The sequence below is a fragment of the Paenibacillus sp. 4624 genome, from assembly GCF_050435065.1.
Classification (GTDB): domain Bacteria; phylum Bacillota; class Bacilli; order Paenibacillales; family Paenibacillaceae; genus Paenibacillus; species Paenibacillus amylolyticus_D.
The window spans coordinates 64,369-78,670 of sequence record NZ_JBNDJR010000007.1; the positions used below are offsets into that span (position 1 = coordinate 64,369).

Annotated in this window: 16 protein-coding genes; 15 read left to right on the plus strand and 1 reads right to left on the minus strand. The window is 44.9% G+C overall.

The genetic code is table 11. The features are described 5' to 3' along the window. Positions 1 to 3: 3 nt before the first annotated feature. Positions 4 to 1,815, minus strand: a complete 1,812-nt coding sequence (locus ABIE27_RS16810) for a sensor histidine kinase (RefSeq protein ID WP_123066731.1) — start codon at positions 1,813 to 1,815, stop codon at positions 4 to 6. 250 nt (positions 1,816 to 2,065) lie between these two features. Here ABIE27_RS16810 and ABIE27_RS16815 point away from each other — a divergent pair, with 250 nt between their 5' ends. The 15 genes from ABIE27_RS16815 (at position 2,066) to ABIE27_RS16885 (ending at position 14,137) form a co-directional block, all read left to right on the plus strand. Beyond that, the gene (locus ABIE27_RS16815) at positions 2,066 to 3,088 is read left to right on the plus strand and encodes an ABC transporter substrate-binding protein (RefSeq protein ID WP_123066730.1); all 1,023 of its coding nucleotides are present in this window, start codon (positions 2,066 to 2,068) and stop codon (positions 3,086 to 3,088) included. Between the two features lie 123 nt (positions 3,089 to 3,211). Beyond that, positions 3,212 to 4,744, plus strand: a complete 1,533-nt coding sequence (locus tag ABIE27_RS16820) for a sugar ABC transporter ATP-binding protein (RefSeq protein WP_429351017.1) — start codon at positions 3,212 to 3,214, stop codon at positions 4,742 to 4,744. Between the two features lie 7 nt (positions 4,745 to 4,751). Next, complete coding sequence (locus tag ABIE27_RS16825) at positions 4,752 to 5,792, plus strand: ABC transporter permease (protein WP_429351018.1); 1,041 nt, start codon at positions 4,752 to 4,754, stop codon at positions 5,790 to 5,792. Beyond that, complete coding sequence (gene yjfF / locus ABIE27_RS16830) at positions 5,782 to 6,756, plus strand: galactofuranose ABC transporter, permease protein YjfF (protein ID WP_123066727.1); 975 nt, start codon at positions 5,782 to 5,784, stop codon at positions 6,754 to 6,756. The genes ABIE27_RS16825 and yjfF overlap by 11 nt, the downstream gene beginning before the upstream one ends. Before the next feature lie 118 nt (positions 6,757 to 6,874). Then, positions 6,875 to 7,924: an ABC transporter substrate-binding protein gene (locus ABIE27_RS16835; RefSeq protein WP_429351019.1), complete on the plus strand. Its 1,050-nt coding sequence runs from the start codon at positions 6,875 to 6,877 to the stop codon at positions 7,922 to 7,924. A gap of 51 nt (positions 7,925 to 7,975) precedes the next feature. Continuing rightward, positions 7,976 to 8,245: a hypothetical protein gene (locus tag ABIE27_RS16840; protein ID WP_192895156.1), complete on the plus strand. Its 270-nt coding sequence runs from the start codon at positions 7,976 to 7,978 to the stop codon at positions 8,243 to 8,245. Between the two features lie 17 nt (positions 8,246 to 8,262). Further along, positions 8,263 to 8,730, plus strand: a complete 468-nt coding sequence (locus ABIE27_RS16845; RefSeq protein ID WP_429351020.1) for a DUF2691 family protein — start codon at positions 8,263 to 8,265, stop codon at positions 8,728 to 8,730. A gap of 150 nt (positions 8,731 to 8,880) precedes the next feature. Next, positions 8,881 to 9,759: a class I SAM-dependent methyltransferase gene (locus ABIE27_RS16850; RefSeq protein ID WP_429351145.1), complete on the plus strand. Its 879-nt coding sequence runs from the start codon at positions 8,881 to 8,883 to the stop codon at positions 9,757 to 9,759. Between the two features lie 142 nt (positions 9,760 to 9,901). Beyond that, entirely contained in the window at positions 9,902 to 10,150 is a 249-nt protein-coding gene (locus ABIE27_RS16855; RefSeq protein ID WP_429351021.1) for a hypothetical protein, read from the plus strand. Between the two features lie 41 nt (positions 10,151 to 10,191). After that, positions 10,192 to 10,683 (plus strand): GNAT family N-acetyltransferase, encoded by a 492-nt coding sequence (locus ABIE27_RS16860; protein ID WP_429351022.1) that lies wholly within the window; start codon positions 10,192 to 10,194, stop codon positions 10,681 to 10,683. A gap of 27 nt (positions 10,684 to 10,710) precedes the next feature. Then, positions 10,711 to 11,178 carry a GNAT family N-acetyltransferase gene (locus tag ABIE27_RS16865; protein ID WP_429351023.1) on the plus strand — a complete coding sequence of 156 codons (468 nt, stop codon included), beginning with the start codon at positions 10,711 to 10,713 and terminating at the stop codon, positions 11,176 to 11,178. 41 nt (positions 11,179 to 11,219) lie between these two features. After that, positions 11,220 to 11,804: a GNAT family N-acetyltransferase gene (locus tag ABIE27_RS16870; RefSeq protein WP_429351024.1), complete on the plus strand. Its 585-nt coding sequence runs from the start codon at positions 11,220 to 11,222 to the stop codon at positions 11,802 to 11,804. A gap of 1 nt (position 11,805) precedes the next feature. Next, positions 11,806 to 12,288: a GNAT family N-acetyltransferase gene (locus ABIE27_RS16875; protein ID WP_123066720.1), complete on the plus strand. Its 483-nt coding sequence runs from the start codon at positions 11,806 to 11,808 to the stop codon at positions 12,286 to 12,288. 78 nt (positions 12,289 to 12,366) lie between these two features. Next, complete coding sequence (locus tag ABIE27_RS16880; protein WP_123066719.1) at positions 12,367 to 12,900, plus strand: GNAT family N-acetyltransferase; 534 nt, start codon at positions 12,367 to 12,369, stop codon at positions 12,898 to 12,900. Positions 12,901 to 13,099: 199 nt separating this feature from the next. Beyond that, positions 13,100 to 14,137 (plus strand): alpha/beta fold hydrolase, encoded by a 1,038-nt coding sequence (locus ABIE27_RS16885; RefSeq protein WP_429351025.1) that lies wholly within the window; start codon positions 13,100 to 13,102, stop codon positions 14,135 to 14,137. Positions 14,138 to 14,302: the final 165 nt, after the last annotated feature.

A 14,302-nucleotide genomic window follows, 5' to 3' on the forward strand; every position in this document is an offset into this window, starting at 1 on the left:
TTTTCAATGCTGTACCTCCTTGCTTTTGGGGATGCGAATCTGAAATGTACTTCCTTCCATATACGTGCTTTCCATCTCAACGCCATAGGAAGGGCCAAAATAGAGACGAATGCGGTCATGCACATTCAACAGACCAAACCCTCCGTCTTGCTCATTTTCTTGAGGAGAGCGGGAGCCTGCTGGTTGTTCTAATTTTTCTCTCAACTGTGTCAGTTGTTCAGTGTTCATGCCAATGCCGTTGTCCCGCACGGTGAGCACAATGCTAGTATCATCGGAGTAACCCTGAATCGAGATGAGTCCTTGACCCCGTTTGTTTTTAATGCCATGATAGATGGCGTTTTCGATTAGAGGCTGTAGTGTCATTTTCAGGATGGGATACTCTTGAAGCTGATGCTCAACCTTGATTTCGTATGTCAAAATATCGTGATACCTCATCTGCTGAATTACCAGATAATTGCGCGCATGTTCAAGCTCCGTCTGGATCGATACCCAATCAAAGCCTTTGTTCAGACCCAACCGAAAGAACTTGGAGAGTGCCTGAACCAGCTTGATCACACTTTCCTTTTTTTCGGCTTCGGCCATCCAGATGATGGACTCCAGCGTATTGTATAGAAAATGCGGGTTAATCTGCGCTTGCAACGTTCGCAATTCGGCTATTTTGACTTGTTCATTTTCTTTGATGCTTTGGTCAATCAGCGTTTTGATTTTCTCCAGCATGATGTTGAAACTTTGCCCTAAATCCGCGATTTCGTCCGAACCGGTAGGGGTGACTTTGACCTCCAAATATCCGCTGGCTGCTTTACGCATCTTGTTCATGAGAATTTGGATGGGATGAATGAGTCTGTTATTCAGGAAAAAATATAAAGAAATCGCAAAAAATGCGCTTAATAAAACACTGATGATAATTAACTGGCGAATGCCATTGGCCTCCGTAATAATTTCTTGAAAAGGCGCAGCTCCGATGATTTTCCATCCCGTCTGCCTGGATGTACTATATACAACAAACTGCGGTTTCGAGCCTGCGGACAAGTTAAAGCTATCTTGCTCTGCGTGTAGAGGCACGGAGTTGATCTGGTTGATGATGGCGAGAGATGCCTCGCCCGCAGGCGGTGTGAAAAGTGTTTTCCCATATTGATCATTAATATAAAAGAAGCCGGAATCTTTAATTTTCGTCGTTGTCAAAAAATCATCTATGAATGAATCATTCATATCAATCACAATAAAGCCGATCACTTCATGTGTAATGCGTTCTTTGACGGTCGTCATAATTGAAAGCGCATTCTGTTTTGGATATACAAAACCATCCAAACGGTTATATTCCGCATAAGGTGCAGCATGAGGAATTCGCAAAATAGCGTTTGGGTACTGTACCAGATACTGAAAATAGGGATTGCGAAGCGGATTACGATCCAGCTTGAATACTCCTTTTCGCTCACTGATGCCTTTGCCATAGAAGTTAACAAACGAGATGTTAAGTACCTTATCGTATTTGTAGGTTTCACGGTAGAGATTGTAGGTCTGTAAAATAGCCTTTGCTTCGCCATACGACTCGGATTGCGCGTACAAATACTGTAGAACTTGTGGATTCTTGCCCAGTTCTAGCAGCCGCTCCGTATCTTCAAACATGATGTCGATGTTTCTGGCAAGCTGGTCCGCAGCCAGTTGGGTGGAGGCTTTGTTGTGATTCGATACAACGGTATATGACTTGTGGTACGAAATTAATCCAACGATAATCAGCGGTACAGAACTGAGGATGATGAACATGCTGAGTAATTTAAGTCTGAGGCTCGAAGCTATCCACCTAACAAGTTTCAACGTATTCCACTCCATTTGAAGGGATCAGGATATAAAGGTGTTATTATTATAACATGAATTTAGACAATGAAAGCGTATCGCAAAATAGTACACCATTCACTAAAAAAATTACACGTTTATATAACATGTCCTCCACAATTACTAAATTATTACATAAAATTCGCATCACATTCCATATTAGTGCATGTTGCAAGCGTTTTATAATGTGATCACACCACACAAGGTGAACTGAAAAAGGGAGGATCACATGATGCGAAGCAAAAAAAAATGGGGACTGGCCATCACACTGGCGATGGTTATGCTTGTAAGCACAGCGTGTAACAGCAGCAATGGGGCATCCGGTACAAATCAAGCGAGTTCTGGAGGAGATAGCGGAAGTACACCTGCGACTTCCAAAACGATTACACTTGGTTTTTCTCAAGTGGGTGCGGAGAGCGGCTGGCGTTCAGCCAACACCAAATCCATTCAGGACTCCGCCAAAGAAGCCGGGTATGATCTGAAATTCTCGGACGCTCAGCAGAAACAGGAAAATCAGATTAAAGCCTTGCGCTCCTTTATTCAGCAGAAGGTGACTGTGATTGCCTTTTCCCCCGTGGTGGAATCCGGCTGGGATACAGTCTTAAAAGAAGCGAAGGATGCAGGCATCCCGGTCATTCTGACGGACCGTGCCGTGGATTCACCGGATAAATCTTTGTACAAGACATTTATCGGTTCCGATTTTGTGGAAGAAGGACGTAAAGCAGGCCAGTGGCTGAGCGATAAGTATAAAGATGCACAAGAGGAGATAAATATTGTTGAACTGCAAGGTACAACAGGTTCTGCTCCAGCGAATGATCGCCAGGAAGGTTTTATGGAGGTCATTGGTTCCAATGCCAAACTGAAAGTAATCGCGTCCCAATCGGGCGACTTTACACGTGCTAAAGGGAAAGAGGTAATGCAGGCTTTCCTCAAAGCGCATAAAAAAATCGATGTTCTTTATGCACACAATGACGACATGGCACTTGGTGCCATTCAGGCGATTGAAGCTGCGGGTTTAAAACCAGGTGTAGATATCACTATTATCTCCGTTGATGCGGTGAAAGATGGTATGCAGGCGGCTGCCGATGGCAAGATCAATTTTATCGTGGAATGTAACCCGCTGCTCGGACCTCAGTTGATGGAGGCGGTTCAGGCTGTGGTGGACGGCAAAGAGATTGAGCCGCGCATCGTCACGGAAGAAACGACCTTTACATCGGAGCAAGCCAAAGAAGCACTGCCATCACGGCAATATTAAAAGCAGCTGCGGTTAACACCGAAAAGTCATTTTTCGACCTCGCTGTCGCTAAATGACTTTTTTCTATCCCAATCGGAAAGCCGCTCGAATGCGAACGGCTTCTACAATAAAGGAGAGATGGATGTGGAGGATCATCATGCACCGATCCTGCAAATGACGGGGATCACCAAACGTTTTCCAGGCGTTAAAGCCCTCTCTGACGTTAGCTTTCGCCTGTTTCCAGGTGAGATTCATGCACTAATGGGTGAGAATGGCGCGGGAAAATCAACATTGATCAAAGTACTGACAGGGGTGTATTCGATTGACGAAGGCACGGTTACGATGGACAATCGAACGCTTGCCATATCAGGGCCGCTAGAGGCACAAAAAGCGGGGATTAGCACGGTATATCAGGAAGTGAATCTTTGTCCGAATCTGACGGTAGCAGAGAACATCTATATCGGGCGGGAGCCGATGAAGCATGGCCGAATCAACTGGAAACAGATGAACCAAGATGCGGAGAAGCTGTTACGTGAACGATTAAATTTGGTCATCGACGTGAAAGCGCCGCTTCAGTCCTATTCGGTAGCGGTACAGCAACTCATCGCCATTGCAAGAGCGCTTAGCATCTCGGCCAAAGTCCTTATTTTAGATGAACCCACTTCCAGTTTAGATAAAAATGAAGTGCAGCAGCTCTTCCAGATTATGCGCAAGCTGAAGAGTGAAGGACTGGCGATTCTGTTCGTCACGCATTTTCTCGACCAGGTGTACGAAATGTCGGATCGTCTGACCGTGCTCCGCAACGGTGAACTCGAAGGGGAATACATTGCTGCATCGCTTCCACGTATGGAACTTGTACTCAAGATGATTGGCAAAGAACTCGAAATACTGGAGGATCTTCCTAAGCAAACGGGCGAAGGAAAGTCAGAGACAGAAGTGGAAGCAGACGCAAGGGAAGTTATGATTACCGCAACGGGATTGGGACGAAAAGGAGCCATCGACCCATTTGATTTAACGATTCGTAAAGGAGAAGTTGTGGGTTTGGCTGGATTGCTCGGATCGGGGCGTACCGAGATTGCTCGTCTGATCTTTGGCGCAGACCGTGCGGACGAAGGCAAGCTGACGGTTGCGGATACAGGTAACTCGGTAAAGTCACCGCGGCATGCGATTGACCAACATATTGCCTTTTGCTCAGAGAATCGCAAAACCGAAGGGATCATCGATGATCTGACGATCAGAGAGAATATTGTTCTTGCCTATCAGGCGACACGGGGCTGGTCGAAGCCTATTTCGCGAAAAAAACAGGATGAGCTTGCGGAGAGATATATCAATCTGTTACAGATTCATCCTAAAAATCCGGAGCAACTAATCAAAAACCTGAGTGGTGGCAATCAGCAGAAAGTATTGCTTGCGCGCTGGTTATTGATGAATCCCGATCTGCTAATCCTTGATGAGCCTACACGCGGCATTGATATTGGGGCGAAAGCAGAAATTCAGAAGCTGGTGCTCTCGTTGTCGAAGCAAGGCATGGGTGTTCTGTTTATTTCTTCGGAGCTGGAAGAAGTGATTCGGGTTAGCGACCGGGTAGCCGTGCTGCGAGACCGTAAAAAAGTAAAAGAGCTCAGTGGTGAAGAGATCAATCAGCAGCAAATTATGAAAGCGATGGCAGGAGGTTGACGTCATGATGAGCAGGATGCGAAAACATCATTTGTTTTGGCCGTTATGTATGCTCGGTTTACTTTTATTATTTAACTTGCTTTATTCGCCCGATTTTTTCTCGCTTGTGATACGTGAAGGCAATCTATATGGCAGTCTGATCGATATTCTCAATTTCGGCGCTCCGCTGATTCTGGTCTCCATTGGTATGACTCTGGTCATTGCAACCGGCGGTATTGACCTGTCAGTAGGTTCGATCGTAGCGATCTCGGGGGCAATGGCTTGTATGACGATCAGCAAAGGAACGGATCAAAGCTCACTCTGGCTTGTTTTGAGTGCACTTGCGTTATCGATCGGTCTTTCCCTGGTTCTTGGTATGTGGAACGGAGCACTGGTATCCGTAGCTCGAATCCAACCTATTATTGCAACGCTCATTCTTATGGTGGCTGGCCGAGGTGTTGCCCAATTAATCACTGACGGACAGATTATAACGGTGTCCAATGCACAATATCAGTACATTGGCGCGGGTTCACTCGCAGCGTTGCCTTTTTCAATTTTCATCGTATTGACGGTACTGCTCGTTGCTGTAATTCTCACCAGAAAAACAGCACTGGGGCTGTTTATTGAGTCGGTTGGCAATAATGCACGGGCCAGCCAACTTGCTGGCATTCGTTCCAAAACCGTCATCCTTGCCGTTTATGTGTTCTGTGGTCTCTGTGCGGGGATTGCAGGACTGATTCTTAGCTCCAATGTATCCAGTGCGGATGGCAATAACGCCGGCTTATGGTATGAGCTGGACGCTATTCTGGCTGTCGTGATCGGCGGGACTTCACTGAATGGCGGACGTTTCTATCTGATGGGTACGGTGGTCGGTGCGCTGATTATCCAGACCTTAACGACAACCATCTACATGATTGGTGTGCCGCCAGAGGTCACACTCGTTGTCAAAGCCTTTGTTGTGCTCGCCGTATGTCTAATCCAATCCGATGCTTTCCGCAAGTCCTTGGCAGAGCGCCTGAAAAAGCGGAAGTTTCCAGCTGAACAAGGGGTGAATCGCCATGTATCTTAATCGAAAGCTGCTCCCGGTTCTGGTCACCTTTGGCTTACTGGCTGTTATGATTGCCATTGGCTCGTTCCGTTACACGGGTTTCTTCTCCACACAAGTTCTGTTTAATCTGTTGATTGATAATGCTTTTCTGATTGTGACGGCGATTGGCATGACCTTTGTCATCGTATCCGGTGGCATTGATCTGTCGGTCGGTTCGGTCATTGCGCTGACCACGATTATTAGTGCGAGTTTGGTTGAAAAGCAAGGCTGGTCGCCCACAGTAGTCATTCCCATGGTGCTCATTATGGGAGCGGTGTTTGGCACATTGATGGGAGCCATCATTCATTATTTTAAAATTCAGCCCTTCATTGTGACACTCGCCGGTATGTTTCTGGCAAGGGGGCTCTGTTATGTCATCAGTACCGACACCATTACGATTACCAACTCGTTCTATACGGACGTTGCACAAGCCAAGATTCCTCTGCCTGGAGGCAGCTTCGTTTCCATTAATGTAATTATAGCTCTGATCATCTTATTGCTTGCCATCTTCCTTGCCCACTACACCCGTTTTGGACGTAATGTGTACGCCATTGGCGGAAGTGAGCAATCGGCCATGCTGATGGGTCTACCTGTAGCCCGCACAAAAATTTTGGTGTATACCTTTAGCGGGTTTTGCTCTGCACTGGCAGGAGTTGTATTTACATTCTACATGTTATCCGGCTATGGATTACACGCGATGGGTCTCGAACTGGATACGATTGCAGCGGTTGTGATCGGGGGAACATTGCTGACGGGCGGCGTTGGTTACGTAGCCGGCACGTTCCTTGGTGTATTGATCCAAGGGGTTATCCAAACTATAATTAGTTTCGAAGGCACGCTCAGCTCCTGGTGGACAAAGATTGTAATCGGTCTGATGCTGTTTGTCTTTATTTTATTCCAACGACTTCTCAGTGAACGGCGAGTATCCGCCAAATCATTGCATTAACCTGTTTCAACATGAGGTAATTAAGCTTCTCAGCCTCATCATTATCGATTAATCCGTAAAATCAGGTTGCAGTGAGTGGATTGGCGGTTGTAAAAGATGTTAAAGGGGGAGGGGTCTGGTGAAAAAAGTTGTGAGCTGGTTGGGTCTGCTGCTTCTGTTGTGTCTCTCTGGCTGCACCCTGGTTGAGTCCGAGTCCAAACCTCTTCCTGTCCCATCAAACGTTGACTCACTGCCCTCGTTAGAGGATTGGATGCAATCACAGGAATATAACCTGCCTTCCAAAGAACCAATCATATTGGGCTTTTCGCAGCTGGGTACGGAGAGTGCTTGGCGTATCGCCAATTCCACCTCCATTCAGGATGCCGCCAAGGAATCCGGGATTACCCTTATTATAAAAAATGCAGAGCAGTCTCAGACGAAACAATTTGAGGCTGTTCGTTCGTTTATCAAGCAAAAAGTAGATGTGATCGCGATTGCACCGGTGGTGGAATCGGGCTGGGATGATATTCTGCAGGAAGCGAAGCAAGTCGGAATTCCGGTCATCATCGTAGACCGCTCCGTTGACGCTCAAGATACCTCTCTGTTTGTAACGACGATCGGCTCGGACTTCTATGAAGAAGGCGTGAAAGCCGGAAAGTATATTCAGGATCGGCTACGGAATATGCCAGGAACGATTCGAGTTGCTGAACTGCAAGGAACAAGTGGATCAACCCCGTCTATTCAGCGTGGGGAGGGCTTCCGAAGCATTTTAGGGGATAAAGACCACATCTTGTTCTCGCAAAGTGCCCCTGCTGATTTCACAGAAGACAAGGGCAGGCAAGTGATGGAAGGTTTTCTTCAGGTCGGGGAAGAGGAGCGGCCACAAGTCCTTTTTGCGCATAATGATGAGATGGCTTTTGGGGCGATTCGGGCGATTCAGGATGCTGGCTTGAAACCTGGTGAAGACATCATCATTGTGTCGGTAGACGGATCACGTAAAGCGCTGCAGATTTTGGCGGACGGACAGATTAATGCCGTGGTGGAATGCAACCCGTTACTCGGACCTCAGCTGATGCAGGCTACCAAAGAAATTATGGCAGGGCGTACACTTCCGAAACGTATGGTGCCCCGAGAGGATATTTTCACACAAGAAAGTGCGAAGCGTGAGATGCTTAATCGAAAATTTTAAACGGCCAGATTTTGTAAGAAATCCTGTTGGATAATCCCGACGGGCGCACGGATGATTTTCAGGATATCGAACTTTGGTTACATTTATAACGGGCTAAAGGAGATCGACCCGGACCTGCATCATTTTTGTTTAACGGCTGAGTTAGAGACGATATATAAGCGCCTTGCTCAACGTGGAGATGAATTCGGCGGCTGGCAATATCAACAAGCTCCGAAGTGTGTTGAAGCGTTCAAGGAAGCTGCATTCGAAACCCGAATAGCGACAGATCATCTGGCAACGGACGAAGTGATTGATATCATTTTGCACAATTTGAAGGGTTGAAGCCAGGAGGAGGTACGATGAAGAGAGGAATACAGTTCACCATTCCCAATGCCTATGGACGATTTCTGGGAGAAATTCTGAAGTCGATCAAGATCGCGGATTATGACTGGTTTGTTGGCGGGGAAGAGTCTTATTTAGTGGTTGAGAATAGCTTGGGAGGCAGTCTTTTTCCAGATCGGGTTATGGGCATGGCAGGTGAAGAGTTGCAGAAAATGATTGATGATAACAAGTATTATTTGATCTTTGCCAATCTGAAGGCCTATCCGAGAGGTACAGCAATTATAGATATAGAGACTTACGAAGACTATGCAGAGAGTGAGTGTCAGCTCGTATTGCTTGTCATAGATAGCAGTTACGTTGCGGTATACATTAAAGATACTGAAATACGGGAAGAAATGTTCGAGCATATCAAGAGACTGGGATACGAAGCGCTGGATTATATTACGGATGATAATGACGTAAGAACAAAACTGTCCGTCTGGTGATAACTGCTGGAAGTTCGGGAACAGATCATCCTGAAGTCGGATAGACTATGACATATGTTAGGAGTAGAATGGGATGTGCTGAATTGCAAATGAAGTTAGAGGAAGTCCTTTAGAAATATGAATGCGTTTACAAGAAAGGGGCGTAAATTATTGTCGGATTATTATTGGGATAACCAAATAGAGTATCTGAGAAAAACACGCTGGCTTTATTATAACGATGATTATCTCGAATTCTTGGTTGAGCGGGTTTGGAAGATTAAGCAAGCCGTACATATGATCGATTATGGATGTGGTTTTGGTTACATGGGACTGAAGCTACTCCCGCTACTGCCTGTTGGTTCACGGTACACGGGAGTAGATCAAGGATCAGAACTGATTAAACATGCGAAAGAACTCTACGCACATACGTCTTATCAGGCCGAATTTATAGAAGGTGACATTGAAACGGTGCAGGTCGAACGAGCCTATGACATCGCGATAAGTCATGCTTTTTTGGTACATATGACAGAACCACGTGTGATATTGGAAAAGATGATCGGCAGTGTGGTGGATGGAGGTCGAGTGATTTGTTTCGAGCCACACTGGATTGCCAACATGGCGAGTTATGCATTGGATGGCATGGAGCAGTCCAGCATTGTGCACCTGGGCGTACTTCAGAAATTGTATGAGCAGGGTGCTAGAGAGAGTGGAAAAGATGGAAATATAGGTATGAAGATTCCGACACTGTTAAGTCAGCTTGGTGTTAGAGGCGTGGAATGCCGAGTAAGCGATCGGGTAAACTTTCTAGATCAACAGATGGATGAGCCAGATAAACATACGTTGTATAACGCGCTAAAAGAAGAAGGGTTAGGAGCCGTTCCGGGTAACCGAAACGAAGTCACTGTCCACCTCATTGGACGCGGATTAACTTCCGAGGAAGCCATCCATCAGTATGAGGCAGAGGAGAGTTTTGCTAGAGAGTTCAATGGAAACTCGTATATGACGTATGCTCCGAATATGAAAATCACTAGCGGGATTGTAGAACGATGAATCTAATGTGTACCGAAGAAAGGCAGTAATTCTTACGGTTGAAGGCAAGCTGACTGCTGTATGCCGTGATCAGGAGAAATCTTATGTGGCAGCGGTATTTGAAGGAGCGACTGGATATTTTTTTTGATTATGACTGGGGTGTATGGGATACGGATTTATTTACTCGATGGGGAAGGAAGGGGATGTGCAACAACAGCCAATAAGTCAGGAATGGATCGCTCGGATTCCTTTATTTATGGAGTACCGAAATATAAGTTCATTCTTCTGGTGGTTGAAAGATTGGAACGGAGATGAAGCGAGCTTATCTGAACATCAAAAAGGGGCTATTGCATCAGCAGTTAATCTGGTCCAAAATGATCTAACGTTTGAAGGTTGTCGTTTTAAACTATAGAAGACCAAATGGAGATGTTAAAGCGAGGAGTAGTGTGAATTATGGAGACAGAAAGGCTTATATTTCGTGAATACACTAAAAATGATTTTGAACATTTATATACGATGACCAGTGATCCAAACGTGATGAAATACATTCGCCATGGAAACCCATGGACGAAAGAAGAAACGATGCAGACGTTAGAGAAATTTATCCATTGGAATAAGGCAGGCAAAGGACTTTTGCTTGCCTTTAACAGAGAAGATCAGCAACTTGTTGGAACGTCTGGATTGATCCCGCAAGTGATTGATGGCACGGATGAGCTTGAAGTCGGTTATTGGGTGCGAGAGCCCTATTGGAGACAAGGCTACGGGTATGAGCAAGCCAACGCATGGAAGGAGTACGGTTTGCAACAAGGAGAGAAACGTTTGATCTCCTTGATCCAATACGGAAACGCAGGCTCGATGCGAGTTGCGGAAAAGAATGGCATGACCCATGAGAAGGATGTCGACATCCTAGGTAAACAAGTTGCCGTATTTTCTATCGAAGTGTAGTAATTAACCGTTGAATGAGGAGATCACATGAGAACACACATCATCCAGATTCATCCCGTTACACGAGATAATTGGGAACAGGCACTACAAATTTCACTACATGAAAACCAAAAACATCTGGTTCCAAGTATTACGGAGGCACTCGCTTACGCCTATATTAAACCATGGGATGAAGCACTTGATCCTTACGTTTTGCAAAAGGAAGGCAACATCATTGGATTCTTTTATATAAGTTATACACCGGAAAGTACAGATAATTATTGGATTGGTGGCTTTCAGATCGACAAAACGGTTCAAGGGCAAGGTATGGGAAAACGAGCTTTAAGAGCCATCATCGATTTTATCACCGATAAACATCCGTTATGTCATATCATTTCTCTGACCATTGAACGAGACAATCATATTGCCCAGCACTTATATACAAGCATGTCATTTGTAAGCGAGAATCTGACCAATCCGGATGATGAGGTTATTTACAGATTGGAAATAAGATGAATTACAAAGGCAACATACATCGTTTAAAGGGAGGCATTCTTATGAGAATAATCGATTATAGCCAGTATTACTGGCAAGATGACAAGGTGAGGCTGAGAGCCTTTGAAGAAGAGGACTGGGAGAGTTGTTACACAGAGGGCTTTGACTCTCCTGCACGTATTCTGCTTGAATGTGCTGTTGAGCTTCCGCCAACGATTGCTGGAGCCAAACGATTTATAGAACAGAACGTAGCATTCTCATCAACCAACGGTCGTATTATGTTTACCATCGAAAATCTTGAGGGGCATAACATCGGTGGCATTAATCTGAATAGCATTGATGAACGAAACGGAACGTTCAGTATCGGCATAGTCATCGATCAACCTTATCGTGGTCAGGGATATGGCACAAGCGCGATGAATATTTTGCTTCGTTATGCGTTTTTGGAGCGCAGGCTTCATAAGTTCAACGATTATGTGCTGGAGGGTAATGAAGGATCGGCTCGAATGATGCAGAAATTGGGTTGTGTGCAAGAGGGAATTCGTCGTCAGGTTGTTTATATTAATGGGAAACATATGGACTTTATTATGTTCGGATTAACAAAGGACGAGTACCTCGCTAATCGAGATGCAAAGCGGGGGCTTTAATATGAGTACCATTACTTTGCAGAACATTACACTCGATAATCGGCGTGCCGTATTTAATCTGGAGGTCGCGGAGGAACAGCGTCGGTTCGTTGCCTCCAATCTGTCGAGCGTGGCTTCCTGTTATGTCCTTTCCCAGAACGGAGGTTATCCCTTTCCTTTTGCAATCTATGCGGATGACAAACCTGTTGGTTTTGTAATGATCACCTATGGAATTACAGGGTACGACCTGCCATCAATCGCAGAAGGTAGCTACTGTATTCTGAGGCTGATGATTGACGAGCAGTTCCAGAATCGCGGATACGGGCGCCAAGCTATGGAAAAGATTTTAGACTGGATTCGGACCTGCCCTGCAGGCCCTGCTCAATATAGTTGGATATCGTATAGTGCAGAAAATGTACATGCTAAAAGGTTGTATGAGAGCTTTGGTTTCCGTGATAACGGTGAGATCTGCCATGATGAGTATATTACCGTTTTGGAGCTCTGATTATAGAGGAGGGGTCACCTAAGCAGGAGCAACACCTGAATATTAAGGCTTAGAGGATGTAAAAAGGAGACAAAAAGAATGATTACATACCAAATCTTGAACCTGGATCATGCAAAACAGTTACATGAAATTGATCGTTCTGAGTATATCGACCTGATCTATGAGGTCAGTGCACAGGGTTTAGTTGAGCACAAACAAGATCACGAGTGTGCCAGTTGGGGTCAGGGGCAACTGGAAGAGATGCAGGATCGTTACGTTTATGAATTGCAGCATGGTGGAATGGCTTATGGGGCTTTTGATGGTACGAAATTAGTAGGATTCGGTGTGCTTGCCCATCAATTTAGAGGAAAAGAGCATAATCAGTTGCAGCTCGATCTCATGTATGTATCCAGAGCGTACAGACGACAGGGAATTGGGACACGAATTCTATCTTTTTTAAGTGAAGAGGCAAGAATTCGTGGAGCGCAATCCTTGTACATCTCGTCAACCGAAACGAGATCAGCGGTATCTTTTTACCAAAGCCAGGGCAGTGAAGTGACAGGTGAGTTAGACGTAGAATTGTACACCAAAGAGCCCAAAGATATTCATATGGTAAAGGAGCTTAACGGATGACGACGGTTGGTTTGTTAGGAACAATTCATAATGCAGCGCTTAGAGAGCGTTACAACTGTTCGAGTGAAAAATGCGATGAAGGATTACGCAGGTAAGCGAATTCTCTGCATTGTCGGTGCGGTCACAATTACATATTTCAGGATGAGTTACAGAAAGAGGATGTTCATTGGATTTATCCTTTGAAGTAAAAGGAGAACGTATGAGAAAAAAGATAGCAAAAGTTTGTAAATATACCTTCTTTACCATCTTAGGAATAATAGTGGTTTTTCTCATTGTTCCTACATGGACACCGAGTATCGAAGGGGAGAATAGTATAAGCCATCTAGAGCAGATTGACATTAACGGTGAAGGGCACGAAGTGATGATCAGGGGAACAGATCGAGCCAATCCGGTATTGTTATTTGTTCATGGTGGACCTGGGTACTCAGAGATTCCTTATGTAAGAAAATATCAGCGTGAGCTTGAGCGGCATTTTACAATTGTTCATTATGATCAACGCGGTAGCGGAAAGTCGTTCCATTTTACAGAGGATTACTCGAAGCTGACAACTGATGTACTTGCAGATGATTTAATAGCACTGACAAAGTATGTTACTGAGGAACTGCATCAAGAGCAGGTGATCTTGGTCGGGCATTCTTTTGGAACGTATATCGGTATCAAGGCGGTTGCAAAAGCTCCAGAACAGTTTAAAGCTTATATTGGAATTGGACAGGTGGCCGACACCATTCAGAGTGAAATGGAAACGCTGGATTATACGATAAAGCAGGCAAACGCGTCAGGAAACAAAGCTGATGTGAAACAATTAGAGTTATTGCGTGATTCCGTACAGCAAGGGAAAGGACTGACTCCTCGAACGTTTGTGCAAAAGTATGGAGGTTCAGCCAGACTCATTAACGAGAACGCTGATTATGTTAAAGGATTTCTGATAAATCCGGAGTACAATGGGGTGGATGTCATTCGGTTTTATACTGGAATTCTCCAATTGCAAGATCGTCTTGTGCTAGAAGCATTGGATCACCCATTGCCTGAGATTGTAGACGAGATCCGAATTCCGACTTATTTCTTCATGGGACAATATGATTATATGACAACTCTTAATGCAGCCAGGGACTACTTGGAAATGTTGAAAGCGCCCGAGAAAGAACTGGTTATATTTCATGAATCCGCGCATTATCCTCAGTTTGAAGAGAAGGACAAATTCATGGCTTGGCTGGTCGAACATTTCAAATTGGATTAAAAAGTGTAATAACCTGTCAAAATGGACAAGAAAATGAACTTTATTTACCATAATTGTGTTATTATGTTGGTGCGAACCGTTTTTTCGCATAATCTATTCATAGAGAAGGGAGGAATAGTTTTTCTTATTTCTTCAATCTAATCAATCAATCAATCAATTTCTTTA